This window comes from Phytoactinopolyspora alkaliphila (assembly GCF_010550695.1).
Classification (GTDB): domain Bacteria; phylum Actinomycetota; class Actinomycetes; order Jiangellales; family Jiangellaceae; genus Phytoactinopolyspora; species Phytoactinopolyspora alkaliphila.
In genome coordinates, this window is sequence record NZ_JAAGOB010000005.1 from 139,628 (window position 1) to 164,874 (window position 25,247).

Genomic DNA, 25,247 nt, shown 5'->3' on the forward strand with positions numbered 1-25,247 from the left:
CCCACACGCAGCCATCCTGGACTTGAGTTTGTTAGACATGTGTCGTCTCCCTTGCATTGTTGGCGACCCGCCGCCTCGTGGGCCGCACGATCGCCTGACCAGCCTGAAGCCTCAGCCTGCGTCAAGATCAACAACGCCGCATCCGTCACATGACTGGTGCGTGGCGCCACTCGCGACGGGGGCCGACCAGAGCGGCCGCCGCAGTAGGCGCTCGTTCAGGAGGCTCACGAGGTGGCGACCGGCACCTTCATCGGTGCCGGCAACCCGGAGCAGCACCGGGGTGCCGGAGTTTAGGGTTGGCCCATGCCTACAGCTTTGGTGACCGGACCCACCGCGGGGATCGGGCTGGCGTTCGCGCGCAAGCTCGCCGCGCGCGGCTTCGATCTCGTCCTCGTCTCCAGAGACGCGGACCGGCTGAGCTCTGTGGCCGATGAGCTGAGGGCCGGCCACGGCACGGCGGCCGAGGTGCTGCCGGCTGATCTGGCGAGCGACACCACCGCGGTGGAGGAGCGGCTGCGCGACACCGCGCGACCGGTCGACTTCCTGGTCAACAACGCTGGTCACGGCTTGCGTAAGCCCTTCCTGGCTAACGACATCGCTGACGAGGAAGGCCTGCTCGACGTGCACGTGCGTGCGGTGCTGCGGCTGACACACGCGGTTCTGCCCGGCATGATCGAACGGCGGCGCGGCGCGGTGGTCAATGTCAGCTCGGTGGCCGCTTGGGTGCCACGCGGCACGTACAGCGCGGCCAAGGCTTGGGCCACGTCCTTCTCCGAAGGTCTTGCCTCCCAGGTCGACGGCTCCGGCGTCAGGGTGATGGCGCTGGCCCCGGGTTTCACCCGGACCGAGTTCCACGAACGAGCCGAGATGTCCATGAGCGGCCTGCCATCATGGCTGTGGCTCGACGCCGACAAGCTCGTCGACGCCGCACTGCGGGATCTCAACCGCGGGAAGGCCGTCTCCGTGCCCGGAGCGGTGTACAAAGCCGCTGCCGCGGCGCTGCCCCGGCTTCCGCGCCGGCTGGTGCGGGCCACCGGCCGGCGCCATCCGGACCGGCATCGTCGGTGACAGCAGAACACATTCGCCAGCACTAGCCCGGCAGGTGGTCGAGGCTCGCTCGGACTCCCTGCAGAGGATCAGGCTCCTCGGTCACCGGCCAGCCACGCGACCGCGCGGACCGGGCCCAGAAATCCACGTCGCCGCAGCCCGGGGCGGGCTGGCCGGTGTGCACATATGCGCAAGGCGCGTCCGGCCAGTCGATCGCCGGCGGCAGAGTCTCGGACCAGAACTGGTGGTCCCGGGGGCGAGCCTGCGGCAATCCTTGCGCCGGCCCCTGAGCTGTGTGCGGCACTGTTCCCCGCGACTCTCCTGGAAACGGCTTCTCGGAATCTGCGAGCGCCGGCCACACGCCACCAGGAGCGTGCAGATGCTCGTGCGCCAGCCGCTCCTCGTCCGGTGCTGCCGCCTTGAGGAGGTCGAGATGGCTCGTGGGTCCCGGCCGGGGGAGGGTGGCGTCGACGAAGACATAACCGGCGATGTGCCGTCCTCCGGCGCGCTGGGTTCTGGCGAGCGCGGGAAGCAGCGGACCGGCACTGCCGTGACCAACGACGACGAGTGGGTCGGCGGGCGCCGCCAGCTGTAGGTGTTGCGCCACCGAGGCTATCCACGCGACGCTGAACGGAGGCGCGTGGCAGGCGTCGACCGGAGTGATGACCGGAAATCCGGGGCGATTCGGCGAGTCTCCCTCATGATTCCACCAGTCCGCCGGATCGAGGGGTCCACTTACGAGAATCACTGCGCCAGGTTTCACGTCTCCACTCTGCCGCACATCAGTGATCACCGGCACGTCGCCTCGGCCGTTGCCGGGGCCGTCCACTTTCACCTTCCTGCGCTCCTCTACTCTCGGCGTGTGGACGCGCGCGACGAACTCAGACGGCACATCATCGACAAGGCCATCATCCGTGGCAAGATCACGCTCTCCTCGGGCCGGGAGGCCGACTACTACGTCGACCTCCGGCGAATCACTCTGGATGGCGCGGCGGCACCGCTCGTCGGGGACGTGATGCTGGAGCTCGCCGACGGTCTGCCTTTCGACGCCGTGGGCGGCCTGACGCTGGGCGCCGACCCGGTGGCGACGGCCATGGTGCATGCCGCCTACCATCGCGGGCGCCGGATCGACGCCTTCGTCGTCCGCAAGGGCGAGAAGCAGCACGGCCTGCGCCGGCAGATCGAGGGTCCCGACGTCGCAGGGCGGCGGGTACTGGCGGTCGAGGACACGTCGACCACGGGCGGCAGTGTCCTGACCGCGGTGGAGGCTCTGCGTGCCGCCGGGGCGAACGTGGTGGCGGTGGCCGTCATCGTCGACCGTGACACCGGCGCCCGGGAGCGGGTCGAGGCAGAGGGCCTGGAATATCGGGCCGCGTACGGTCTGACCGATCTCGGCCTGTAGGCGCGCTTCGACGGCTGCCGAACAAGCCGGCACCCACCTGCGACGCGCACAGGGGCACGTCAGTCGCCGATGGCTCGGCGGCAGGCCTTCTCCAGTTGACGCTGCTGGCGCAGCCGTTGCCTTACGCCGGGTACCGGCTCGAGCGTGGTCCGGCTGGGCCGGTCGGTGACCCGGATGGTTCCGCTCTCCAGGTGACCGCGCGTGACCCACGGCGTCCAGCGTTCGAGGTCCGGAACCGAGAAGTCATGTCCGAGCAGCGCGGCTGTGCCTTCGGGCAGCTCGTCGCCGGCCAGGCTGCGCAGGGTGAGCGCCGCCGCGTCGCCGGTGCTGGATGCGACGTCAACGGTGTCGACGACGAGCCGGTGGTGCGACACGACCGCGAGGACCTGATGTGTAGGGGAGACCCTCGGTGGCAGCGGCGCGGACGAGGCGTCGTCGAGGAGAATCAGCAGTCGCGGTAGATACCACCAGTGCTCACGGCGGAGCAGGGGCGAATCGGCGAGGGCGCGCGACGGTGGGTACTTCCGGAGTTCCTGGTCGAGCAGCTGCGCCGAGAACACATCGCCGTCCCGGTCCGCAACGAGACGCGGTTTACCGGTGATGGCCAGTGATCGCCAGCTCGACCCGGTCATTCTGGTGTCGGTAAGGGTCAGGGCGGCGTCCGGCGACGCGGCGAGAACCCGTGCCAGGTCCTCGTACGCAAACGGGAGAGCCAGCACCGGCTGCCCGGCGAGGACAAGGGGCGTCACCGGATGGACGTCGGGTCGGCCGGCTTCGGTCCAGGCGATCTCGGCAACGGTGGCCGACTGGATCGCCCGCTGTACTTCAACGTTGGATAACAGTATGACGTCCTAGGGTTTCGGAGCGGCGTCGTTAGGTGAAGACTCTAATCACGCAGGATAATGTGAGCCACGTCATATCGGTACGTCACAAGTCCAACCGCACGCGGCCCTGGGGAGGCCGGGTTCGATCTTGGGAGGCCGGATGCCCGCCGTCGTCGTCGCCATCACCGTGTTCGCTCTCTTCGCGCTCGGCTACATCTACTATTCGCGATATCTCGCGGAGAAGGTCTACGCGCTGGATCCCGCGTTCGTGACTCCGGCGCACGAGCTGGCTGACGGGATCGACTACGTGCCCACGAACAAGCACGTGCTGTTCGGGCACCACTTCACGTCCATCGCCGGCGCCGCGCCGATCGTGGGGCCCGCCATCGCCGTCTTCTGGGGCTGGGTGCCGGCGTTGCTCTGGATCGTCATCGGCACGATCTTCGCGGCCGGTGTTCACGACTTCGGCGCGCTCGCCGTCTCGGTTCGGCACAAGGCGCGCAACATCGGCTCGCTCACCGCCGACGTGATCAGCCCGCGATCCAGAATTCTGTTCCTCTGCATCATCTTCTTCCTACTCACACTGGTGAACGCCGTGTTCGCGGTGGTGATCGGCAACCTGTTCGTCGCCTTCCCGGGCGCCGTCATCCCGATCTTCGTGGAGATACCGCTCGCGATCGCCATCGGGCAGTACATTTACCGGACGAAGTCGCCTGCGCTCGTGCCGTCGATCGTCGGGGTCATCGCGCTGTACTTCCTGATCTGGGTGGGGCATCACAATCCGATCGAGCTCACGGCACTGGCGGATGCGCTGGGCATGGCGCCGCGAGACGTGTGGATCGTGATCATGTTCGTCTACACCTTCATCGCCTCCCGGCTGCCGGTGTGGCTCCTGCTCCAGCCGCGGGACTACATCAACTCGCACCAGCTCTTCATCGCTCTGGGCGTGACCTTCATCGGCGTGCTCGTCGGCATGGACCGGATCGTGGCGCCCGCCTTCCGCGGCGACCTTCCGGAGGGTTCGCCGAACATCTTCCCGTTCCTGTTCATCACCATCGCCTGCGGGGCGATCTCCGGCTTCCACTCATTGGTGTCGTCGGGGACCACGTCCAAGCAATTGGACAAGGAGACCGATGCTCGTCACGTCGGCTACGTCGGCGCCCTCGGTGAGGGCAGCCTGGCGATGGCCTCCGTGCTGGCGGTCAGCGCCGGTGTGGCGGCCACCCGAGTCGAGTGGGACGCCCTCTATCCCACCTACGGCGACGCGTCGGCTGGAGCTACCAGCAATTTCGTCAACGGGATAGCGCAGTTCGCCAGCAACCTCGGCGTCGAGTTCACGCTGGCGACGGTGTTCGCGGCCGTCGTCGTCGTGTCCTTCGCTGCCACCACCATGGACACCGGGGTGCGGCTCCAGCGCTATATCGTGCAGGAGATCGCCACGATCCTGAACTGGAAGCGGCTGTCGCGAAGTCTCACGGCGGCGGGATTGATCGCCGTGGCCGTTCCGCTTCTGCTCGCGCTGATGCCGGGCAGCGACGATCGAGGGTTCGCCTTCGGTACCCTGTGGCGGCTCTTCGGCACCACCAACCAGCTCACCGCGGGCCTGGCTCTCGCGGTGGTGGCCGTCTGGGTGACCAAGCGGATGCGCAACCCCATCGCCATCCTCGCGCCGATGGTGTTCTTGCTGGTGATGACCACCTGGGCTCTGATCATCCAGCTCGGCGAGTTCTGGGACGCCCCGGAACGCTGGGTTCTGGTTCCGTTGGACCTGGTGATCCTCGTCTTGGCCTTGTGGCTGATCGTCGAGGCGGGAATTGCTCTTCGGCGCTCACTGGCGGACCGGCGAACCGGCCCACGGGCCGACGCGGGCGAGGGCGACGCGATGGACACGACTCGCCCCTCCGCACGGGACGATCAGGGATGACGCCGGCGATGCCGAACTCGCCCGGGACGTCGCCGTCACACCGGATCCTGCTGGTCCGGCCGTGGAACATGCCGGATGGTGTGGGCGCCGGGTGCTGCGGCGGCGGTTCCACGAAGGGCTTGTGCGTGGCGACTGGCCACGAAGCGCCGCATGGTGACCCGCGGTTCCGTGAGCGGGCCGGATGGGACGCGTTCGCCGAGATGTACCTGGCGGTGAAGGACACCGTGCGCGGGCGGGCGGATCTGGAGGTGGTCGACCCGCGCAACCATCTCTATCTGCTTCCCGTGCTGTTCGGCGATGCTCGTCGCCGCGGCGTGGAACGGTGGCAGGCGCTGCGGTCGGCGCTGCGCTCGCCGGGCTATGCCGCGATCATCGTCGACGGTCGCACCGTCAGCTCGGGGACGCTGCGCACGCCGGAGGAGGCGGTCAGGCTCATCGAGGCGGCGTTGGCCGACGCCCTGGCAGCCGGGGACCGGCGCCGGGTCTAGAGTGCATGCTGGCGGGCGCGAGCCACGGCGCTACCGGCGATGATCGGCGGCTACGGTGTGTGCTGTGACTGTAGAACGCGAGCCCCCACCGGGTTCGAGCCGGCCGCCCGGGGCCGTCGGCACCGCACCCGAGCTCGCCGCCGACGAGCTTCCCCACGGCGTCGGCCCCTGGGCGGGACCGTGGCCCGACGATCCCCGCTACGACCCCGAGCTCCTTGCGAAGGGAGACCGGCGCAATGTCGTGGATCGCTACCGCTACTGGCGGCGCGAGGCGATCGTCGAGGATCTCGATCTGCGGCGGCACGGGTTCCACGTCGCGATCGAGAACTGGCAGCACGACTTCAACATCGGCTCGGTGGTGCGTACCGCCAACGCCTTTCTCGCCGCGGAGGTGCACATCGTCGGCCGTCGTCGCTGGAACCGGCGCGGCGCGATGGTCACCGACAGATACCAGCACGTACGCCACCACCCGGACATCGCCGCCTTGGTGTCATGGGCGCACGAGCACGAGCTGCCGGTGATCGGCATCGACAACCTGCCGGGCGCGGTTCCCCTGGAGACCTATGAGCTGCCAGCGGCATGTGTGCTGCTCTTCGGCCAGGAAGGGCCAGGATTGTCCGACGACGCGCGCCAGCAGGTCGACGTCTACCTGTCGATCGCCCAGTTCGGGTCGACGCGTTCGATCAACGCCGGCGCGGCGGCCGCCATCGCGATGCACGCCTGGATACGCCGGCACGCGACGCCCGGCGGCCGGTAACGACGACGGGCCGTGTCGTCTGAGGTGGCCGGAGCTACGCCGCCGGGTCCGTCTGGGTGACCTTCGACAGGCCACGCGGCGCGTCCGGGTTGAGCCCGAGGCGGCGAGCCAATGCCTCCACGATGAGCTGGGCCGGCACGATCAGCCCGAGGGGCGCTACGAGTTCGGGGAGGTCCGGACCAGGCACGGCCACGTCGACGGCGCCGGCGAAACCGGAGTCGCCCCCGATTCCAATCGTGGCCGCCGCGCCGCGCCGGCGAAGATCGTGGGCGAGGTCGGTCATGCCGGAGACCATCGGACCGTCAGCGGCGGACACCAGGAGCGCGACGTGGTCGGCATCGACAACGGCGATCGGCCCATGCCGGAGGTCTGCGTAGGACAGCCCGCGCACCGGACGCAGGCAGGTCTCCTCGAGCTTGAGAGCTGCTTCCAGTGCAGTTCCGAACGCGATGCCGCGCCCGCTGACCAGGGCTTCCGCTGTGGACGACAGCCGCTCGGCAGCCTCCGCCACCCCTGCCCGTGTCTCGATGAGCCGCTCGACCTCGCCGGGCACGCGGTCGAGGACCGGGTCGAGGGCCGTGGGCTCGGGGGCCAGGGCTCCGGCCAGGATGGTCATCGCGGCAAGCTGGGCGGTGTAGGACTTGGTGGCGGGTACGGCTAGCTCAGCACCGGCAGGAGTGACGAGCGCGACGTCCGCGGCGTTGGCCAGCGAGCTGCCGCCGTCGTTGGTCACGGCAACCGTCCGCGCGCCGCGCTGCGCGGCCCAGCTCTGGGTCTCGACGATCTCCTGGGTTTCTCCCGACTGCGACACACTCACGACGAGTGCATCGGTGAGGTCGAGATCGGCGTGGTAGTGCGTGGCGACGCTCGGGGCGGCGAGGCCGCTCGCCCGGCCGGCGTGCACTTCCAGCAGGTACCGGCCGTACACAGCGGCGTTGTCCGACGAACCGCGGGCGACGAACAGCACGACCCGCCGGTCTTCGGCCAGTTTGCGCAGTGCCGCGCGCTCGGGCCGCAGCGAGCTGAGGGTGCGGGCGAGGGCCGCCGGCTGCTCGGCGATCTCGCGGGCCATGGTCGTCTCGGTCACGAGGTTCCCCTTCGGGTCAGGGCGAGGTGAACGGCCGGGCAGCCGCTCACACTCCGCGCGCCTAGCCGTGCCCGGGCGGCATGGTACGGCCCGGCGGCATTGAAGTGCGCCTACATCTTGACATCGGCTGTGCGCGGACTCATCGTAAGGGGCACCTGAAGATGTCAGAACCAGTCCAGACCACTGTCTCGGCGGCCGGGTTGCGGTACTTCCGGCGGCCGCGACCTATCAGGAGGGATCCGCGAGAGGTGAACGTCGTCGACGGTCCGGTCCCCAAGCATCGCCAGCTGCGACAGATTCTCCTGGCGATGGTCGAGGGAGAGCTCGTGCCAGACGCGCCGATCCCGTCGGAGCGTGAGCTGGTCACCAGGTTCGGAGTCAGCCGGGCCACCGTGCGCGAGGCGGTCGGCCGTCTCGTCGCGGAAGGCCGCCTCTACCGAGTCCGCGGCAAGGGCACGTTCGTGGCCGCGCCGAAGGTCGAGTCGCAGATGCATCTGGCGTCGTTCACCGAGGACATGCGCCGCCGGGGGCACAAGCCCTCGACGGTGGTGCTCGGGGCGGACGAGACTGTGGCGCCGCCGCCGGCACGGGCCGCCCTGGGCATCGACGTCACCGACCGGGCGTTCCGGGTGGAGCGGCTGCGTTCCGCCGATGGCGCGCCGATGGCGCACGAGGTGTCCTGGCTGCCGGCGGCGCCCTTGCCGGGCATGCTGGAGCGGGACCTGACGAGCTCCATCTACTCGATCCTCGCTCACGACTACGGCCGTGTCCTGGACTCCGCGGCGCAGACCGTCTGGGCGGAGGGCGCCGACCCGCTGCGGGCCCGGCTTCTCCGGGTGCCGCCCGCGGCGCCGCTGCTCGTGTTCCGGAAGACGTCGTATGCCGCTGGCCGCCCGCTCGAGCACGTCACCTCCTGGTATCGAGCAGACCGATACCAGGTGCACATGACCCTGGACAGCGCCTTGCACGGTCACCGCCAGCACTGAATTCGCTCCCACCACGGCCCGCGCGGTCCCACTGCCCGCCGGCTTGCGGCTCCGCCTGCCTATGAGGCCAGGTGCGAACCGACCTGTCGGCTGCGCTCGTGCACGTGAGAGGCTTGTCTTCCATGGGCTTATTTCGACGTAGGGTCAACCGCGTCGCCGACCCACGACCGGCGATCACTCAGTTCTGGTCCTGGTGGGCCGGACACCGCGGTGACGTCGTCAAAGCGGTCGATGAGCACCGCATCGACGATGCCCTGCGGATGCTGCAGGAGCCGGTCACGACGATCGACGCCAGGCTCAACTGGGAGATCACCGGTGGTCGGGACAAGAAGTTCGGTCTGGTTGTCTCCGGCGCGGGCGAGCTGGACCTGCGATCCGTGGCCGAGCGGTGGGTCCTGGCGGCACCGGACGACCCGGAGGTCGAGTTCATCTCCTCCCGCCGTCGTGACCCTGAGTTCCTCGCGTCCGGTGTGCAGAAGGTCGACGACTACGACTTCGCCATGAGTGAGCTCGTCGCCGGGGTTCGGGCGGATGCCTCAGCCGGCAAGGTGCACGTCGTCGTGCATCACCCTCTGTTCACCCTGATCGACCATGATCATCGGCTGCACGTGGCGTTCCTCGGGCTCGACGCGGCGCTCGGCGAGGAAGGCGTACAGCGCTGGATCGGCTCCATCGAGGTGTCCGTCGACCTTCCTATCGACGCGATCCAGCTCGGCTCGTTGTACGACGTCGTGGAACAGCTACGTGCGCCCGGTGGCGGTGAGTGGGCCGCGATGGAAGGCCGTGGCCCGCGCGGGCCGGTGTTCGCGATCGTGCGCAGGGCGGCCAGCCGTTACACCCATCCGCTGGTGGACACGCACGTGGCCGTCGTGCTCGGCTACGACGCCGAGGGCAACGGCATGCCCGCCGACACGTCCATCTCGGCCGAGGTCGAGGAACTGGAATCCACGATCATGGCGGCATTCGGCGGAGACGGCCCGCATGCGGTGCATGTCGGCCACATCACCGGAGGTGGTCACGTGGTCGCGCACTTCTACGTGGACGGTTTGGAGGTCCAGCCGGAGGTGGCCAGGCCACTGCTGGACACCTGGAGCCGGGGGAAGGCCACGCTGGCCACGGCACACGACCCGGGATGGGAACACGTCGCGGCCTTCATGGGCTAGCTTCGCTTGTGTCCCGCACCGGAACCATGGGCGCCCATCCGGGCGAGTTGTGCGCCTCTGCCGGTCGCGTGCTCTAGAGTCGCCTAGAGGCCGACAATCTCGGTGAGCTTGAGCAGCGCTCCTCCTGCTCAGCTCAGCATCGGCCGCGAACAGACTGACTGAGGAACCCAAGCAACAGGAGACTCGGGATGACCACCAGGTCGACTACCGACGGCGTTGAGATGTCCACCGGTCAACTGGTCAACGCGATCAAGGACGACGTCACCGGGCTTCTCCGGGACGAAATCGATCTCGCCAAGGCGGAGTTGCGCGAGGATGCCAAGGCCGTGGGGACGGGCGTCGCGCTCGTCGCCGTGGCGGCGGTGCTCGTCATCCTCGTGGTGATCTTGCTGTCCATCGCGCTCGCGTACGGCCTGACCGCCTTGGGCCTGGCGCCCGGCTGGGCGTTCCTGATCGTCGCGGGCGTGTATCTGCTCGCTGCGGGGGCCCTCGGCCTGGTGGCCAAGGCCAGGATCTCGGGCATGAGCGGGACCACTCGAGCGAAGCAGGGCGCGCAGAAGATCGCGCAGACGATACGGACGTCATCAGAGTCGTGAGCCAGATCGCAGAAGTGTTCGACGACAGAGTCGAGGTCGCGGGGCCGTGGAGCCATCGCCGAGTCTCGGCGAACGGTGCCCAGTTCCACGTCGCCGAGCTGGGGGACGGGCCGCTGGTCCTGCTCCTGCACGGCTTCCCGGAGTTCTGGTGGGCCTGGCGGCATCAGCTGCCGCGGCTCGCGGAGGCCGGCTGGCGGGCGGTCGCCATGGACCTACGCGGATATGGCGGAAGCGACAAGCCTCCGCGTGGCTACGACCCGGCGACGTTCGCCGCAGACATCACCGGAGTCATCCAGTCGATCGGCGAGCGGAGTGCCGTCCTGGTCGGACATGGGTGGGGCGCTTTCGGCGCCTGGACGGCGGCGACCTTCCGGCCGGCGCACGTGCGCGGCGTGGCGGCGCTGTCGATGCCGCACCCGGTCACCCTGCGCAGGCATTTGATGCGCGGACACGTGATCCACGCCGGTGGTCTGCTGGGCGCTCAGACGCCATGGGTCCCGGAGCGCCGGATGATGGCGAACGAGGCGGCGGTGGTCGAGGACTTGCTGCGCAGCTGGGCATCACCCGGTAGCGGTTTCCCCGATGAGGAGGCCAGCGCCCGGTACCGCGCGGCGATGCGCATCTGGCCCGCGCCGCACTGCGCGCTGGAGTACCAGCGGTGGGCGGTGCGGTCTCTCTTCCGCAGTGACGGCAGGCGCTTCGCCAAGCGAATGGAGGCGTCGATCGACGTTCCGGTACTCCAGATTCACGGCGGTCAGGACCGTAACTTCTCCTCGGCGCTGGCGAAGTCATCGAAGCGGCGTGTGTCCGGCCCGCACCAGTGGGTGCAGCTTGAGGGCGTGGGACATTTTCCGCACGAGGAAGCGCCTGAGCTCACCAGCGACATTCTGGTGGAGTGGCTGACCCGGTTCCGCTGAGCGAGTGAGTCACCCGTCGTCGGCCACTGGTGCGGACGCTTCGCCGGTGGCGAGCTCGTCGTAATTGGTCTGTGCGGCCAGCGGGCTCTTCGATCGATACGCCGCCCGGCCGAGCGCGAACCCCCCGACGGGGGCGGTGAGGAACTGGAGCGCCGCCGCAAGAGCAAGGGTGATGAACGCGGTCCACGACGGTTTGAGAAAGAACGCGCCCGCGAGTATGAGCACGACACCCAGGGTGGCGGCCTTGGTCACCGCGCTCAGCCTGGAGTAGACGTCGGGCAGACGCAGCAGCCCTACGGCCGACATGATGATGAAGAACACGCCTAGCGCGACGAACACGCTCCCGACGACGTCCCAGCCGTTCATCGGTCCCTCCGATCCACCAGCCGCGCCAGAAACACAGTGCCGAGAAACCCGACCAGGGTGGCGATCAAGACAACGTCGAAGAGCATGGGCGTGTCCAGCCGCACTCCGAGGAGCGCCGCCACGGCGACGAACAGGAAGAAGGCGAAGTCGCCGGCGGTGGCGCGGTCCGCGTCGGTGGGGCCCCTGACGATCCGCCATATCGCGGGCAGGAACGCGAGCGCGAGGGCGGCTAAGGCCAAGTCGACAAGTGTCACGAGACCTCTCCGTTCGGCACGTGCCGGTCCTTGAGCCGGACGGCCGCAAGCATGCGCCGCTCGAACGTGCTGAGCTCTTTCCGGAAGGCCTCGGGATCTTCCGCGTACATTCCGTGTACGTAGAGGACTCCTGGATCCCGATTCACGGTGACCGTCAGCGTTCCGGGAGTCAGGGACACCAGGTTCGTCAGCAGCGTCATCTCGACCGGCGTGCGGCTTGCCAGCGGAAGCGCGACGATGCCGGGTTGTAGGCGGCTTCGCGGAGTGAGAACATCCCAGGCGACCTCCAGGCTTGCGACGACCAGCTGATAGCTGAAGTAACCGCCGAAGTAGACGAGGCGGCCCGCTCGTGCCAGCTCGGCGCCGAACCGCCGCAGAACGTTGTTCATCGCCCTATCACCGCCTCCACGTATCGAGTGGTGTCGACCAGCCCCTCCGCGGCCGTCTCGACCAGGGAGAGCAAGATCTCCGCGCCCACGCCGAGTGAGACTGTCACCAGGGCGAGGACGACGCCAGGGATGATCAGGGTGCGGCGGATCCGGGTCCGGGTGGTGGTCATGGCGCCGCCCTTGGACGCGTCGTTAATGGCCATGTCTGCGGTGCCGGCTGGAACATCCGGACCCCAGAAGGTGGAGTTCCAGATCTTGAGCATTGACAGCAAAGTGAACAGGCTTACCGCCACCGCCACTCCAGCGGCGAGGTACTCCCCGGCATCCATGGACGCCCGGATGAGCGTGAACTTGGCGAAGAAACCCGAGAACGGCGGGATCCCGGCCAACGAGAGCGCGGCGGCCAGGAAGGCGGCGGCCAGCAGCGGTTCCCGGCGAGCCAGACCACCGAGACGGTCGAGCCGGTCGGTGCCGTAGTGAGTCTCGATGGCTCCCGCGGACAGGAACAGACTTGCCTTCACGATGGTGTGGTGCAGTAGGTAGAAGATCGACGCGGCCATGCCCGCGACGCCGAAGAATCCGAGACCCAGTGCGATGTATCCGACCTGGCTCACCATGTGGAAGGCGAGGATGGCACGCATGGAGTTCTCACCCAGCGCGCCGAAGACGCCCACGACCATCGTCACCACGGTGACCGCGAGAATGATGCTCTGCACCTGGCTGGCGCCCTCGAAGTACACGGAGAAGACCCGGAAGAGGCCGTAGATGCCGATCTTGGTGAGGAGACCCGAGAACAGCGCGGTGACGGCGGGCGACGCGTGCGGATACGTCCGGGGAAGCCAGCCGTGCAAGGGAACGAGGGCACCTTTCAGCGCCAGGGCGAGCAGGATGATCCCGCCAGCGAAGGCCGCGATTCCACTCGCCTGCCCGGCACCGGCGAGTTCGGCCAGATTGACGCTGCCGTTCACCGCGTACACCAGCGCGATACCGCCCAGCAAGAGCGACGAGCCGAACAGATTCACCGTCAGGTACACCCGGCCGGCAGCGAGCGACGCGGGCCGCCCCGATTTCGACATGAGGACGTAACTGGGGATCAGCGCGACCTCGATCATGACGAACAGGTTGAACAGGTCCGTGGTCAGGAGCGCGCCGAACACCCCGCCCGACAGTACGAGGACAAGAGGTGCCATCAGAGGGTCGTCGTCGTCCCCGGCCGCGACGACGAATGTCGAGCAAACCAGCGTGAGAAGTGACATCACCACTAGAACCAGCGCGCTGAAGAGGTCGGCGGCGAACGCGATGGCGATTCCGGCTTCCCATCCGGCGACCTGTTCCACCAGGACGTCGCCGTCACGCGTCTCGATCACCAGCAGGATGCCGAAGGCCAGCACCAGGGCGGGTGTCCCCAGCAAAAGTGTCCGGCTGAGGCCTTTGCTCTCCCGGGTCAAGGGTGTGGCCGCCGCGGCCAGCAATGGCAGCGCGACGACGAAGGGGAGCAGGTTGTTCATGTCGGAGGCTCCTCTTCCGGCACGTCGTCGGCACCGGAGCGGGCCAGGCCGAGGAGATAGACGGTGATGCCGAACGTGATGACGATGGCGGTGAGCGCGAATGCCTGGGGCAGAGGATCGGCGGCCTGGTCCGGCTCGGACGTGCCGATGAACGACACGGCCCGCCAACCCATGCCGCCCGCCGCCACCAAAAGGCTGTTGAGCGCATGCCCGATCATGACGAAGCCGATGGTCACCCGGATGAGACCTGGTTGCAGAACCAGGTAAACGCCGCCGGCCACAAGAAGACCGACGATGATCGCGGCGGTCATCTCTGGTCACCTCCGTGCAGCTCCAGCACCCGTTCCGGGCCCGGCCGGTGGGATGCCTCCGCGACGCCGCGGCTGAGTCGTTCAATCGCGGCCACCGTCATGCCGAGCACCACCAGGAAGATGCCGAGATCGAAGACGAGGGACGAGGACAGCGAGAGGTCTGCGGCGCCGATGCTGAGATATCCGCGCATCGGCCGGAGGAAAGAGCCCTCGAGTAAGCCCAGGGCTCCCACCAGAACCGCGAGGGCCAGACCACTCTGGATGAGTGGAATCGCTTGCAGCCTGGGCGGGCGGTCGAGCCCGTGCGGAAGCTGGACAACGGCGACAGCGACGCCTGCTACCAGGGCCGCGATGAACCCGCCCCCGGGCATGTAATGGCCGCGCAGCAGCAGATATGCCGATACAGCGGCTATGCCGGGCAGGAGCAGACGCGAGGCGACCTGGAAGATCACCATGTTGCCTTCACGGTCTGACGGTGGGAGCGAGGAGTCGTCTCTCCCGGCTGTTTCGGGGGTGCGGGTCCCGCGGAGCAAAGCGATGAGGCCCAGGCCCGCGATCGCCAGCACGGTGACCTCCCCCAGAGTGTCGAGGCCTCGGAAGTCGACCAGGACGGTGTTCACGACGTTGCGGCCGCCGCTGTCCTCCTCAGCCTCGGACATCAGATAGCCGGCGGCGGGAGAGCGCTCGCGCCGGCCGGTGAGCAAGAACGTCGCGGCTCCAGCGACCAGACCGCTGGCGACGGCGATCGCCGCCGTGGCCAGCGTCCTGCTGCGCCGCACCTGGCGGAACACGGGCGGCAGCCGGCGGAGCACGAGGACTGCGACGACGACGGTGAGAATCTCGACTAGCAGTTGCGTGATGGCCAGATCAGGAGCACCGGCGATCAGGAACCAGATGCCCACGACGAATCCCACCACGCCGAGCAGGACGATGGCGGTCAGCCGTGATTTGGCCAGACACAACGCGAGGATGGCGGCAGCCAGGACGCCGACTACGGCCCAGTCCTCGGGCCGTGTGGTGGGCAGGGCGGGCGGCGCGACATCAGGCCACAGCGCCACACCGGTGACGCCGATTACCAGTAGTGCCCCGAGCGGCCACGCGATGTGTGCGGCGATTCCGCTGGCACGGGTGGGTGCGCCGGTCCACTCGCCCAACCTGAGGGCGCCGCCGTAGGCGGCGTCGAACACCTTCGCGCCCGTGGCGGGGAACTGGTGCCGGTAGAGCAGCCGGTCGACCGGCTCGCGGAGGAAGAACAGCAACAAGCCGGTGAGGATGGTCACCATGGAGAGCACCAGCGTGGTGCTGATCCCGTGCCACAGGCTCAGGGTCGCGTCGACATCGGTGAGCATGGTGTCTTTCACCGTGCGGTTGATCAGGGGAGACAAGATGCCCACGCTCAGGCCGAAGAGCAAGCCCAACCCCGCCGGAATCGCGGCAGGAGCGAGAAAGGACGGGCGGGGTTCGTACAGGCCTCGCTGCGTGGTGGGCCCCGCGAAAGCGCCGTAGAAGATGCGGAATCCGTAGGCGAAGGTGAGACCGGCGGCAGCGACCGCGGTGCCGGCGGCCAGCCAGCCCGTCCAATCCGCTCCGGGCGCGTCGAGCAGCGAGTCGAACGCTTCCTCCTTGCTGACGAAACCGATGAACGGCGGTATCCCGGCCATGGACATGGCAGCCAGCCCGGTGAGGGTGGCCGTGACCGGCATCACCCGGCGCAGACCGCCGAGCTCGCGGACGTCCCGGCTACCGGCCTCCCGGTCGATGATGCCGACCAGCATGAAGAGGGTGGCCTTGAACAGGGCGTGAGCGAAGGTATGCAGGGCTGCGGCGGCGAGCGCTTCAGGGGTGCCCACTCCGACAAGCGCGATAAGAAAGCCGAGCTGGCTGACGGTGGAGTAGGCGAGCAGCGACTTGAGGTCGTGTTGCTTCAGGGCGATCGCCGCACCATACACCGCCGTGACGAGGCCTACCGACATAAGTGTCGCGGTCCACAGAGCTGACTCGGCGAACAGCGGCGAGAACCGCATGAGCAGGTAGATGCCGCCCTTGACCAGGGTCGCCGCGTGGAGGTAGGCGCTCACCGGCGTGATCGCCACCATGGCGTCGGGCAGCCAGAAATGGAAAGGTAGCTGCGCCGACTTGGTGAACGCGGCGACGATGACCAGCACCGCGATCACCGGCGCCTGAGGCGAATCGATCACCCGGCTGGGGTCGTCCATGATCACGGAGATGTTCGTGGTGCCGGCAGCCAGGCTCATCAAAATGACTGCAGCCAGCAGCGAGAGTCCGCCTGCTGCGGTCACCACGAACGCGCGGGTAGCGGGCAGGCTGGACTTGCGTCCCGTACCTCCGATGAGGAGGAACGACGAGATGGTGGTCATCTCCCAGAAGACGACGAGCAACAGCAAATCCCGGGCGAAGACCAGCCCGAGCATCGACGTGGCGAAGAGGGTCAGCAGGGCATAGAACCGGCCGTGCCGCTCGTTGTCCTCCAGATACCGGGGGCAGTACGCGAGGATCAGCGAGCCGACACCGAGGACGAGCGAGGCGAACAGCAGAGATACGCCGTCGAGGTGGAGCCGGAAGTCCACGCCGATGCTGGGCATCCACGCCCAGTCCACGGCGACGGTGCCACCCGCCAGCACGCCGGAAGCCTGACTGGCGATCAGCCCGCCGACGATCAGGAAGACCGCGGCGATGGGATATCCCGTATTCCTCCCGAGACGACGGGCGAGGCCCGGTGCGATGACGGCCGTGGTCGCCAGGGCCGCAAGGGCGAAGGCGAGAATCATCGGCCGTCCTCGCGTGCGATTGCCTCGGTCACCGGGCCTTACCTTTCGTGCATGAGCGCGCTCGGGCATCGACTGGCGGACGCCCACCGATGTACCCGCAGGGTGCAGAAAGACAACGGGCGTCAGTTTCCTGACGCCCGTTGTGCTTCACGATGTGGCCACAATTCTACATGTCTGGTCAGCGGTGCGATGGCCGGTCGGCGGTGTGCGAGCGCCAGTCACGTGCACCGGCCCGTGTCCACGGCTTCCGTGGCCTCCGGGGCCTGGGTGATCAGGTCTTCGACCTCGCTGAGTGCGAGCGCGTAGCCGGTGTCCGGGTCGGTCAGCGATGCGGCGAAAATCACACCGTAGACGGTGCCGTCGGGGGAGACGACAGGGCCGCCGGAGTTGCCCGGCCGGACCCGGCCGCGCAGGCCGACCACTTCCCGGTTCACCTGCCCCTGGCCGTAGATGTCATGGCCCAGCAGCTCGTACTGACCTCGAACCCGGACGGCGGTGGCCGTGAGCGGATTCCCGCCGGGGAAACCGACCGCGACCGCGTCGTCACCCTGGCCGGGATCGTCCTCGGCGAGCTCCAGCGCGGACAGCGGAAGGTCGGGCACGGCGAGGACGGCGACGTCCGTATCCGGATCGAAGAGGACTACCTGCGCTGCCAGTGGATCACCGTCGGGAAAGGTGATCACGGGTTCGCTGACGCCGGCTACGACGTGCGCGTTGGTCATGACCCGCTCCGGGGCGATGACGAACGCCGTGCCTTCGAGCACTCGGGCACATTCTGACGCGCGCCCGGTGACCTTCACGACGCTCTGTGTGGCGGCACGGACCTCAGGATCACGCGGCAGGGTTCCTGACGGCGGATCCACGCCCTGGATGGGTTCCGGGACCCAGGGGACGACGACCTCGGGGAACCCGCCGGCAACCACTACCTCCTGGAAGGCCTGGCGCAGGTTGTCCGGCGACACGGGAACGACATCGTCGACGGCGCGCAGAATGGCCGATTCGCGCACCGACTTGGAGGCGTAGGGGATGGCGGCCGTCGAGATCGCCAGTCCGCAGGCCCACGCCGCAAGGAGCAGGCCGGCGACGGCCAGCAAGGTGCCGCCCACGGCATCGACGTGCCGTGCCGGCCGGGAGGAGACCTTCGACCGGACCCAGCCGCCTGCCCAGGCGAGCACACCCTGGCCGATGGAGGCGATGGCGAGGACAAGGAGCACGGCGAGGATCGAGACGCCCAGGCCTGGCTCGAACCCTCCCAGAAGGACAGGTACCAGGAACAGTCCCGCGGCCGCTCCGCCGACGAAACCGGCGAAGGACAGCAAGCCCACCACGAATCCGTGGACCCAGCCCGTGTAGCCGACGACGATCGCCAGGGCTATGACGATGAAGTCGACTACGTTCAATCCGAAGATCACTGCTCACCTCGCCGCTGTCTCACCAGAGCCACGTCTGGATGGATACGCGTACGATCCCACGGTTTGTCCATTCCGGCGACCTTGAACAGGCGGGCCAGAACCCCGGCCGTAAAGCCCCACACGAGCAGGGCGCCGACCTGAAAGGCCGGTCCGATCATGCCGCTGGGATGCCGGATCTGGAACCGATTGGCGGGGTCGAGGAGGTCGTCGAGGCGAATTCTGTGCACCGACGCGACCTCGGCCGGGTCCACGACCCGCACAGGAGACGGCTCGCGCCACCACGCCAGCACCGGTGTGACGGCGTAGTTGGTGACGGGTATCCATTGGGTCGGCAGCGTACCCAGAACGTGGACTCCGGCGGGCTCGAGCCCGGTCTCCTCGGCCGCCTCCCGGAGCGCGGCGGCGGCCGGTCCGTCGTCGTCCGGGTCGATGGCACCGCCCGGAAATGACACCTGGCCAGCGTGACTGCGCAGGCCACTCGCTCGCTCGGTGAGGAGGACATCCGGGGCACCGTCCGACTCACCGAACAGCAGTAGCACCGCTGACGGGCGGGCAGTGGCGCCGGGTGGCAGCGAGTAACGGCGGAACTGCTGAGTACGGCTCTGAGCGGCGATGACAGGGCGGAGCCAGTCCGGCACGGTCATCTCCGGGGGCCATCCCGGACGAGCTTTGCGGCCTCCGCGGGATCCGTGGGGCCTTCGCCGTAGGAGGGACACAGCCGGGCCAGCGGGCATGCTCCGCATGCCGGCCGGCGGGCGTGGCAACGACGCCGGCCATGCCAGATGACGCGATGCGACAGCATGGTCCAGTCCCGCTTCGGGAACAGTGCGGCGACGTCGGCCTCGATCCGGTCAGGGTCGGTGTTCTCGGTCCAGTTCCACCGCCTGACCAAGCGATTGAAATGCGTGTCGACGGTGATGCCGGGGACGTCGAAAGCGTTGCCGAGGACCACGTTGGCGGTCTTTCGGCCGACTCCCGGCAGAGTCACCAGATCCGCGAGCGTGCCGGGTACGTCGCCGCCGAACCGATCGGTCAATGCCTGCGACAGCCCGATCACCGACTTGGTCTTGGCCCGGAAGAAGCCGGTGGGCTGAATCAAGGCCTCGACCTGGGAGGGATCCGCCACGGCGAGGGCGGGCGCGTCGGGGTATGCGGCGAACAGTGCCGGCGTGACCGAGTTGACGCGCACGTCGGTGGTTTGGGCGGACAGCACCGTGGCGATCAGCAGCTCGAAGGGCGTGGAGAAATCCAGCTCACAATGGGCGTCGGGATAGGTAACCGCCAGCTCCCGATTGATCTTGCGGGCTCGTCGAACGAGCGCGGTACGAGTTTCAGCGTTGGCCGAGGACACATGGTCACCCTATGTGCACCCTCCGACATCTGCGGGGACCAGATGACACGTACGTCGCGTGAGGGCGCACATCGGTCACCGGATCCAGGGAGTTCCGGGTCCGCTGCGGCTGGGACGCGGGGGGCGAATCATGGGTCATGATGGTGTCCGGGCACAATAGGTGTCGGCATAACGTGAGACGGAACACTCAGCCTTGCGGCTGTGTTGACAGGGAGCACGGTGGACGAGTTCGACCAGCTGACTAGAAGGAGCCAGGTAGTGGTTGACGAGGCGCTGCGGAGCGCACCGCTGTTCCGGGAGCTCAACGACGAGGCCGCCGCGGCATTGCGTGCCTCCATGATCGAGGTTCACCTCGATCGGAGCGAGGTGCTGTTCCGCGAGGGTGACGAGGGCGACCGGGTGTACGTCGTCACAGCCGGCAAGATCAAGCTGGGGCGCACCGCACAGGATGGCCGCGAGAACCTGCTGGCGCTGCTGGGTCCTGGCCAGATGTTCGGTGAGCTCTCCCTGTTCGACCCTGGGCCGCGCTCGGCCACAGCCACCGCTGTCACCGAGACGAGCCTGCTGGGTCTCGGCCACACAGATCTCGTCCCGCTGCTCTCGGGCCGCCCGGAGGTGGCCCGTGGCCTGCTCCTTCAGCTGGCATCCCGGCTTCGCAGGTCCAACGACACATTGGCGGACCTGGTGTTCTCCGACGTCCCGGGCCGTGTCGCCAAGCAACTTCTGGACCTCTCCAGCCGGTTCGGCGTTCCGTCGGACGAGGGCGTGCGCGTCGTCCATGACCTGACTCAGGAAGAGCTGGCCCAGCTGGTGGGCGCCTCCCGGGAGACGGTCAACAAGGCGTTGGCGGATTTCGTCGGGCGGGGGTGGATCCGGCTTGAGCAACGCTCAGTCGTCCTGCTCGATGTGGAACGCATCCGCCGCCGGGCGCGTTGAGTCGCCGCTGTGAGTAAAAGCCGCTTTCCATGGAGCTCGGCCGAATCCGAACGCAAGAGTGCGCACGACTCCGGTATCTGGCGCACCGGTCCCATCTGGATGGCCAGCGACCGTAAGCTTGCCCGCTTCGTAGGCCGCCCCGTAGCCGCTTTCCTCCGGGTCGAGGCGTCCGGGGGGATCCTTCTCCTTGCAGCCGCGTTGATCGCCTTGTTCTGGGCGAACTCAGCGTGGGCAGAGTCCTACGAGGCGTTCTGGCACACCGAGTTCTCGGTGCAGTTCGGCACGTTCGAGCTGTCGGAGGACCTGCGCCACTGGGTCAACGACGCCTTGATGGCCATCTTCTTCTTCGTGGTCGGCTTGGAGATCAAGTACGAGATGGCCGCGGGGGAGCTTCGCGACCCCAAGGCCGCGGCTGTGCCGATCTTCGCCGCGTTCGGTGGCATGGTGGTCCCGGCGGCGATCTACTTCGCCTTCACCATGGGAACCGAAGGAGAGGCCGGCTGGGGTATCCCCATGGCCACGGACATCGCCTTCGCCCTGGGTGTCCTGGCGGTGCTGGACAAGCGGATTCCGTCGGCGGCGCGGGTCTTCTTGCTCACCCTGGCCATCGTCGACGACATCGGTGCCATCACGGTCATCGCCATCTTCTATACCGACGAGCTGTCGGTGCCCTGGCTCGGCATCGCCGCTCTGGCGATCCTCGTGATTCTGGCGCTGCGCCGGGTTCAGGTGTGGTCCGCGTACGTCTACGTCCTCCTCGGTATCTTCGTGTGGCTGGCGACCTATCAGTCCGGCGTGCACGCGACCATAGCGGGTGTGATCCTGGGTCTGCTGACGCCGGCCAAACCGCTGCTCGACCAGGAACAGGCACGCTCCTACGCCAAGAATTCGATGCCGGAACAGCTCGGGCCCGACGAGCTGAGACGCTATAGGTTCCTGCTCGGCGAATCCGTGTCCATAGCCGAGCGTCTCGAGCGGTCGCTTCATCCGTGGAGTAGCTACGTCGTCCTTCCCATCTTCGCCCTCGCCAATGCGGGCATCGACCTGCGTGGTGGCGTCCTGGGTGACGCCCTGGGATCTCCGGTGACTCTCGGGGTCGCGGCGGGCCTGGTGATCGGGAAGGCCGTCGGCGTGACGTTGACCTCGTGGATCGCGGTGAGATTCGGTTGGGGGAGACTGCCGGTCGGCGCCTCATGGCTGACTATCGTCGGGCTAGCGATGGTTGCCGGTATCGGATTTACCGTCTCCCTGTTCATCACCGGCCTGGCGTTCGGGGACGGCACGCTGCTCAGCAACGACGCCAAGGTAGGCGTTCTCGGCGGCTCGATCATCGCCGCCGCGCTAGGCGCGCTCTTCCTGGTCTTCGCGCACAAGCGGCAGCCGGTAGTGATAGGGCCGCGGCCGGTGGAATCCGGGAACCAGAGAGTGGAGTCCGAGGATCAGGCGTAGCTGAGCCGGCCGGGATGCTCGTCAGCGAATGGTCAACGCTGAGCGGCGCTGTGAGCCCGCCGGGGCGCCTAGTGTCACAACCATGGAACCAGTGATACGCCACGCGTGGCGGACAGAACGCCGTTCGGTCGGGCGGGTAACCACCCTGCTTGCCATGTCGCTGGGCCTCGCCCTCAGCTCCTGTGCCGGTGACGACGCACCGCCGTCGACCGAGTCCGTCGCCACCGCTGAATCTCCAGCAGAGACGGAAGAGCCGATGGACGACGAGCCGACGGACGACGAGCCGGCGGCCGACGAGTCGATGGATGACCAGCCGACGGACGAGTCGGCAGACGACACGGCCGACGGCGTGTATCGCGCCTATTCCGACGAGGCGGTGGCCGAAGCTGGATACCCGACGACCATTCTCTTCTTCCACGCGTCCTGGTGCCCTGAATGCCGCGCGTTCGAGCAGGCCATCGAGGATTCGGAGATTCCGGCCGGAGTTCAGATCCTGAAGGTCGACTACGACTCCGCCACGGAACTGAAGCAACGCTACGACGTCACCATGCAGACCACGTTCGTTCGCGTGGACGACGGGGGCGAAGCCCAGGGAACGTGGGTCGGCTACGGCAAGGACAGGTCCCTCGAGGCCATTCTGACCGAGCTGGGCTGATCGAGTGCCCTTCGTCGTCGTCGCGGTCGTCGCCGGCGCGGTCTCGGTCCTGGCGCCGTGTGTCATCGGTCTGCTGCCCATACTCGTCGGCCGGTCGGTCGGCCCGGAGAGCCGGTCACGGAACGCGTGGCTCGTGGTGGTCGGGCTGTGTGCCTCCATCTTCGTGTTCTCGCTGCTTCTCAAAGCGTCGACGTTGCTCATCGCGGTGCCGCAACAGGTGTGGCAGACGGTGGCCGGCGTGATCCTCGTGCTCTTCGGGGTGATCACGCTGGCACCGGGGCTCTGGGACGCCGTGGCGGGGCGGCTGCGTCTGGCCGAGCTCGGCGGCAGGGGTGCACAATACGGCTCGGAACGCAGCGGCGTCGTCGGCGACCTTGTTCTGGGCGCCAGTCTCGGTCCCGTCTTCAGCGCATGCAGCCCCACCTATGCGGTGATCATCGCCGGGATCCTGCCCGCGGAACCGTTGGAAGGCATGCTGTACCTCGCCGCCTTCCTGGCCGGGCTCGCCGCGATGATGCTGGTGGTGGTGATGGGCGGCCGGGGGATGGTGGCTCGGCTCGGCTGGGGGGTCAACCCGCACGGCTGGTTCAAGCGTGCATTGGGAGTCCTGTTCATCGTGATCGGTGTCGCCATCGCCACAGGACTCGACAAGGAGCTTCTGGGATGGTTGGTGCAGAACGGCTGGTTCGACTGGCAGCTCGACCTTGAGGACAGCCTCCGGTGACAACTGGTTGCGGCCGCGGCCCGACAGGTGGACGCTGAACGGTGATGGATACCTCTCGGGTGCTGATCGTCGACGACGACCTCACGGTCTCGTCGGTCGTCTCGGCCTACCTGCGGCGGGCCGGGATCGACTCCCGGACGGTCTCCGACGGAAGCACGGCCGAGCGGGCCTGGCAGGAGTGGAAACCACATCTGGTCGTGCTCGACGTGATGCTGCCGGGGATCTCCGGTCTCGAGTTGCTGCGCCGGCGACGGGCCGACGCCGACCACACACTGGTGGTGGTGCTGAGCGCCCGTGGCGACGAGGACCACCGCATCGAGGGTTTTGAGGTCGGCGCGGACGACTACGTCGCCAAGCCGTTCAGTCCTCGCGAGCTTGTGCTGCGTATCTCGGGGCTGCTACGCCGCGACGACCGGATGCGCAGCCCTGCCGGGCTGCCGCCGGAACTGCGAGCCGGGCCGTTGTTCATCGACACGGCCGCACGGTCGGTCCGGCTGCGCGGCGAAGCCGTGCCGCTCACCACTCGTGAGTACGACCTCCTCGTCTTCCTCGCCGCTCATGCGGGGCAGACGTTCGGCAAGCGAGAACTCCTGCGCCGTGTCTGGGGATGGGACTACGGCGACAACTCCACTGTCTTCGTGCACATCCGGCGAGTGCGCGAGAAGATCGAGCTCGATCCGTCCGATCCGCGGATGGTGCTGACCGTGCGGGGTGTCGGATACCGCTTCGCCACTCCGGACGAGATCGATGTTCCGGATGTGCCGGTGTGAACGCCGACATGTGGTTCATGCTCTCCGCCACCGCGGTGAGCTGCGTCGGCGTGGGAGCTCTGGGCCTGCTGGCCTTGCGCGCGCTCCGTCGCCACTCGATCGTGCTGTCCCTGGTCGTCTGCGCGCTGATTCCCGTGATCGCCGTCATCGTGGCGGTTCAGGTCAACGTGCGGGCGATGTTCATCTCGGACCACGATGCCGACGTCATCGCGATCGTCTCCACCACGGCCGGCGTGCTCGCCGTGCTGATAGGCGTGGTGATGGGCCGCCGGCTGGCGGCCGGCTCCCGCATGGTGGGCCGGGGCCTGAGCCGCCTGACCGAGGTCTACGAGAACGCGGACGGGGACGGCGGCCCGGCCCGTCGCCGGCGCTCCCCGGGCGGCCGGCCGGTCTCGGCGGAGATCGCTCAGCTCACGACCCAGCTCGACGACGTCCGGCGTCGCCTCGAGGAGTCGAGAAACCGTGAACGTGCCCTTGAAACCGGGCGCCGGCAGCTGCTCGTGGCAATGAGCCATGACCTGCGTACTCCGCTGGCCGGACTGCGGGCTCTTGCGGAAGGGCTCGAAGACGGCCTTCTGGACGACCCGGACGCCGCCTATGCGCAGATCCGTACCACCGTCGAACGGATGACGGCGATGGTCGACGACCTGTTCGAGCTGTCCCGGCTCCAAGGCATGCCGTCGCAACGCGCCCGGGCACGCGTGAGCGTACGCGAGATCATCGAGGACGTGACGGCCGAGGCGCTCGCGGCGGCCCGGGCCCGTGGCGTGCGCCTGGATGTCGACGCGGGCGGCCGGCTGCCGATGCGGGGAGACGGAGACGCATTGGCCAGAGCGCTGTCGAACCTGGTGGCCAATGCGGTGCGCTACACCCCCTCCGGAGGATCGGTGCGGGTCACCGGTACCGCGCGCAACGGCGAGGTGAGCGTCGAAGTGGCCGACGATTGCGGAGGCATCCCCGAGGAGCACATGCCCCGGGTGTTCGACACGGGATGGCGTGGAGAGCCGCAACGCAGCCCTGGTGAGCACGCCGGGCTCGGCCTGGCCATCGTGCGTGGGGTCGCCGATTCGCACGGCGGCACGGTCTCGGTCCGCAACACCGGGCGCGGGTGTGCGTTCGAGCTGGTGCTGCCGGCGGGATGA

The 25,247-nt window shown here is 68.0% G+C and carries 27 protein-coding genes; 15 read left to right on the plus strand and 12 right to left on the minus strand.

The features are described 5' to 3' along the window. Positions 1-303: 303 nt before the first annotated feature. The gene (locus G1H11_RS10755; protein ID WP_163818570.1) at positions 304-1,068 is read left to right on the plus strand and encodes an SDR family NAD(P)-dependent oxidoreductase; all 765 of its coding nucleotides are present in this window, start codon (positions 304-306) and stop codon (positions 1,066-1,068) included. A gap of 22 nt (positions 1,069-1,090) precedes the next feature. Here G1H11_RS10755 and G1H11_RS25220 read toward each other — a convergent pair whose 3' ends face one another. Further along, positions 1,091-1,882, minus strand: a complete 792-nt coding sequence (locus G1H11_RS25220) for a hypothetical protein (protein ID WP_163818465.1) — start codon at positions 1,880-1,882, stop codon at positions 1,091-1,093. A gap of 27 nt (positions 1,883-1,909) precedes the next feature. Here G1H11_RS25220 and pyrE point away from each other — a divergent pair, with 27 nt between their 5' ends. After that, positions 1,910-2,449 (plus strand): orotate phosphoribosyltransferase, encoded by a 540-nt coding sequence (gene pyrE, locus G1H11_RS10765; protein WP_163818571.1) that lies wholly within the window; start codon positions 1,910-1,912, stop codon positions 2,447-2,449. A gap of 59 nt (positions 2,450-2,508) precedes the next feature. Here the strand turns inward: pyrE and G1H11_RS10770 are convergent, their stop codons facing one another. Next, a complete protein-coding gene (locus tag G1H11_RS10770) occupies positions 2,509-3,294 on the minus strand; it encodes a pyridoxamine 5'-phosphate oxidase family protein (protein ID WP_343074849.1) in 786 nt (261 codons plus the stop codon). A gap of 139 nt (positions 3,295-3,433) precedes the next feature. On the opposite strand from G1H11_RS10770, the gene G1H11_RS10775 reads away from it, so the two are divergent. The 3 genes from G1H11_RS10775 to G1H11_RS10785 all read left to right on the plus strand — a co-directional run bounded on the left by G1H11_RS10775 (position 3,434) and on the right by G1H11_RS10785 (position 6,442). Continuing rightward, positions 3,434-5,197, plus strand: coding sequence for a carbon starvation CstA family protein (locus tag G1H11_RS10775; RefSeq protein ID WP_163818572.1), 1,764 nt, complete (start codon positions 3,434-3,436; stop codon positions 5,195-5,197). Beyond that, positions 5,194-5,685 (plus strand): hypothetical protein, encoded by a 492-nt coding sequence (locus tag G1H11_RS10780; protein ID WP_163818573.1) that lies wholly within the window; start codon positions 5,194-5,196, stop codon positions 5,683-5,685. Before G1H11_RS10775 ends, G1H11_RS10780 begins: the two co-directional genes overlap by 4 nt. Positions 5,686-5,749: 64 nt before the next feature. After that, entirely contained in the window at positions 5,750-6,442 is a 693-nt protein-coding gene (locus G1H11_RS10785) for a TrmH family RNA methyltransferase (RefSeq protein ID WP_163818574.1), read from the plus strand. A 34-nt stretch (positions 6,443-6,476) separates the two neighbouring features. Here the strand turns inward: G1H11_RS10785 and G1H11_RS10790 are convergent, their stop codons facing one another. After that, on the minus strand, positions 6,477-7,514 hold the full coding sequence (locus tag G1H11_RS10790; RefSeq protein WP_163818812.1) for an SIS domain-containing protein: 1,038 nt from the start codon (positions 7,512-7,514) through the stop codon (positions 6,477-6,479). 176 nt (positions 7,515-7,690) lie between these two features. Here G1H11_RS10790 and G1H11_RS10795 point away from each other — a divergent pair, with 176 nt between their 5' ends. The 4 genes from G1H11_RS10795 to G1H11_RS10810 all read left to right on the plus strand — a co-directional run bounded on the left by G1H11_RS10795 (position 7,691) and on the right by G1H11_RS10810 (position 11,191). After that, a complete protein-coding gene (locus G1H11_RS10795; RefSeq protein WP_163818575.1) occupies positions 7,691-8,515 on the plus strand; it encodes a GntR family transcriptional regulator in 825 nt (274 codons plus the stop codon). A 122-nt stretch (positions 8,516-8,637) separates the two neighbouring features. Continuing rightward, a complete protein-coding gene (locus G1H11_RS10800; RefSeq protein ID WP_163818576.1) occupies positions 8,638-9,678 on the plus strand; it encodes a hypothetical protein in 1,041 nt (346 codons plus the stop codon). Positions 9,679-9,866: 188 nt separating this feature from the next. Next, on the plus strand, positions 9,867-10,274 hold the full coding sequence (locus G1H11_RS10805) for a phage holin family protein (RefSeq protein ID WP_163818577.1): 408 nt from the start codon (positions 9,867-9,869) through the stop codon (positions 10,272-10,274). Then, a complete protein-coding gene (locus tag G1H11_RS10810; protein WP_216843654.1) occupies positions 10,271-11,191 on the plus strand; it encodes an alpha/beta fold hydrolase in 921 nt (306 codons plus the stop codon). The genes G1H11_RS10805 and G1H11_RS10810 overlap by 4 nt, the downstream gene beginning before the upstream one ends. A gap of 9 nt (positions 11,192-11,200) precedes the next feature. On the opposite strand, the gene mnhG is transcribed toward G1H11_RS10810, so the two are convergent. The 9 genes from mnhG to nth form a co-directional block, all read right to left on the minus strand. Then, on the minus strand, positions 11,201-11,557 hold the full coding sequence (gene mnhG, locus G1H11_RS10815; protein ID WP_163818578.1) for a monovalent cation/H(+) antiporter subunit G: 357 nt from the start codon (positions 11,555-11,557) through the stop codon (positions 11,201-11,203). Then, the gene (locus G1H11_RS10820) at positions 11,554-11,811 is read right to left on the minus strand and encodes a monovalent cation/H+ antiporter complex subunit F (RefSeq protein ID WP_163818579.1); all 258 of its coding nucleotides are present in this window, start codon (positions 11,809-11,811) and stop codon (positions 11,554-11,556) included. Before G1H11_RS10820 ends, mnhG begins: the two co-directional genes overlap by 4 nt. Further along, a complete protein-coding gene (locus tag G1H11_RS10825) occupies positions 11,808-12,200 on the minus strand; it encodes a Na+/H+ antiporter subunit E (protein ID WP_163818580.1) in 393 nt (130 codons plus the stop codon). Before G1H11_RS10825 ends, G1H11_RS10820 begins: the two co-directional genes overlap by 4 nt. Beyond that, complete coding sequence (locus G1H11_RS10830; RefSeq protein WP_163818581.1) at positions 12,197-13,708, minus strand: monovalent cation/H+ antiporter subunit D family protein; 1,512 nt, start codon at positions 13,706-13,708, stop codon at positions 12,197-12,199. Before G1H11_RS10830 ends, G1H11_RS10825 begins: the two co-directional genes overlap by 4 nt. Further along, a complete protein-coding gene (locus tag G1H11_RS10835) occupies positions 13,705-14,019 on the minus strand; it encodes a sodium:proton antiporter (protein WP_163818582.1) in 315 nt (104 codons plus the stop codon). Before G1H11_RS10835 ends, G1H11_RS10830 begins: the two co-directional genes overlap by 4 nt. After that, positions 14,016-16,808 carry a hydrogen gas-evolving membrane-bound hydrogenase subunit E gene (gene mbhE, locus G1H11_RS10840; protein ID WP_163818583.1) on the minus strand — a complete coding sequence of 931 codons (2,793 nt, stop codon included), beginning with the start codon at positions 16,806-16,808 and terminating at the stop codon, positions 14,016-14,018. The genes G1H11_RS10835 and mbhE overlap by 4 nt, the downstream gene beginning before the upstream one ends. Before the next feature lie 218 nt (positions 16,809-17,026). Then, positions 17,027-18,220, minus strand: a complete 1,194-nt coding sequence (locus G1H11_RS10845; protein WP_163818584.1) for a MarP family serine protease — start codon at positions 18,218-18,220, stop codon at positions 17,027-17,029. Beyond that, a complete protein-coding gene (locus G1H11_RS10850) occupies positions 18,217-18,864 on the minus strand; it encodes an NUDIX hydrolase (RefSeq protein ID WP_163818585.1) in 648 nt (215 codons plus the stop codon). The genes G1H11_RS10845 and G1H11_RS10850 overlap by 4 nt, the downstream gene beginning before the upstream one ends. Then, positions 18,861-19,571 carry an endonuclease III gene (nth, locus tag G1H11_RS10855; RefSeq protein ID WP_163818586.1) on the minus strand — a complete coding sequence of 237 codons (711 nt, stop codon included), beginning with the start codon at positions 19,569-19,571 and terminating at the stop codon, positions 18,861-18,863. The genes G1H11_RS10850 and nth overlap by 4 nt, the downstream gene beginning before the upstream one ends. Positions 19,572-19,829: 258 nt before the next feature. Here nth and G1H11_RS10860 point away from each other — a divergent pair, with 258 nt between their 5' ends. From G1H11_RS10860 to G1H11_RS25740, 6 genes are all read left to right on the plus strand, one after another. Beyond that, entirely contained in the window at positions 19,830-20,507 is a 678-nt protein-coding gene (locus tag G1H11_RS10860; protein ID WP_343074850.1) for a Crp/Fnr family transcriptional regulator, read from the plus strand. 9 nt (positions 20,508-20,516) lie between these two features. Continuing rightward, positions 20,517-21,956, plus strand: coding sequence for a Na+/H+ antiporter NhaA (nhaA, locus tag G1H11_RS10865; RefSeq protein WP_216843656.1), 1,440 nt, complete (start codon positions 20,517-20,519; stop codon positions 21,954-21,956). Between the two features lie 82 nt (positions 21,957-22,038). Continuing rightward, on the plus strand, positions 22,039-22,611 hold the full coding sequence (locus tag G1H11_RS10870; protein ID WP_163818587.1) for a thioredoxin family protein: 573 nt from the start codon (positions 22,039-22,041) through the stop codon (positions 22,609-22,611). Positions 22,612-22,615: 4 nt separating this feature from the next. After that, positions 22,616-23,335: a cytochrome c biogenesis protein CcdA gene (locus G1H11_RS10875; protein ID WP_163818588.1), complete on the plus strand. Its 720-nt coding sequence runs from the start codon at positions 22,616-22,618 to the stop codon at positions 23,333-23,335. A 44-nt stretch (positions 23,336-23,379) separates the two neighbouring features. After that, entirely contained in the window at positions 23,380-24,105 is a 726-nt protein-coding gene (locus tag G1H11_RS10880) for a response regulator transcription factor (RefSeq protein WP_163818589.1), read from the plus strand. After that, the gene (locus G1H11_RS25740; protein WP_163818590.1) at positions 24,102-25,247 is read left to right on the plus strand and encodes an ATP-binding protein; all 1,146 of its coding nucleotides are present in this window, start codon (positions 24,102-24,104) and stop codon (positions 25,245-25,247) included. Before G1H11_RS10880 ends, G1H11_RS25740 begins: the two co-directional genes overlap by 4 nt.

What these genes read in the sequence shown, in the direction of transcription:
- G1H11_RS10800 (WP_163818576.1), top strand. Translation starts at nt 8,638, where the DNA reads ATGGGCTTATTTCGACGTAGGGTCAACCGCGTCGCCGACCCACGACCG.
- G1H11_RS10795 (WP_163818575.1), top strand. Translation starts at nt 7,691, where the DNA reads ATGTCAGAACCAGTCCAGACCACTGTCTCGGCGGCCGGGTTGCGGTAC.
- G1H11_RS10790 (WP_163818812.1), bottom strand. Translation starts at nt 7,514, where the DNA reads ATGGCCCGCGAGATCGCCGAGCAGCCGGCGGCCCTCGCCCGCACCCTC.
- mbhE (WP_163818583.1), bottom strand. Translation starts at nt 16,808, where the DNA reads ATGATTCTCGCCTTCGCCCTTGCGGCCCTGGCGACCACGGCCGTCATC.
- G1H11_RS10780 (WP_163818573.1), top strand. Translation starts at nt 5,194, where the DNA reads ATGACGCCGGCGATGCCGAACTCGCCCGGGACGTCGCCGTCACACCGG.
- G1H11_RS10805 (WP_163818577.1), top strand. Translation starts at nt 9,867, where the DNA reads ATGACCACCAGGTCGACTACCGACGGCGTTGAGATGTCCACCGGTCAA.
- G1H11_RS10825 (WP_163818580.1), bottom strand. Translation starts at nt 12,200, where the DNA reads ATGAACAACGTTCTGCGGCGGTTCGGCGCCGAGCTGGCACGAGCGGGC.
- G1H11_RS10830 (WP_163818581.1), bottom strand. Translation starts at nt 13,708, where the DNA reads ATGAACAACCTGCTCCCCTTCGTCGTCGCGCTGCCATTGCTGGCCGCG.
- G1H11_RS10835 (WP_163818582.1), bottom strand. Translation starts at nt 14,019, where the DNA reads ATGACCGCCGCGATCATCGTCGGTCTTCTTGTGGCCGGCGGCGTTTAC.
- G1H11_RS10880 (WP_163818589.1), top strand. Translation starts at nt 23,380, where the DNA reads ATGGATACCTCTCGGGTGCTGATCGTCGACGACGACCTCACGGTCTCG.
- G1H11_RS10755 (WP_163818570.1), top strand. Translation starts at nt 304, where the DNA reads ATGCCTACAGCTTTGGTGACCGGACCCACCGCGGGGATCGGGCTGGCG.
- G1H11_RS10775 (WP_163818572.1), top strand. Translation starts at nt 3,434, where the DNA reads ATGCCCGCCGTCGTCGTCGCCATCACCGTGTTCGCTCTCTTCGCGCTC.
- mnhG (WP_163818578.1), bottom strand. Translation starts at nt 11,557, where the DNA reads ATGAACGGCTGGGACGTCGTCGGGAGCGTGTTCGTCGCGCTAGGCGTG.
- G1H11_RS10850 (WP_163818585.1), bottom strand. Translation starts at nt 18,864, where the DNA reads ATGACCGTGCCGGACTGGCTCCGCCCTGTCATCGCCGCTCAGAGCCGT.
- G1H11_RS10870 (WP_163818587.1), top strand. Translation starts at nt 22,039, where the DNA reads ATGGAACCAGTGATACGCCACGCGTGGCGGACAGAACGCCGTTCGGTC.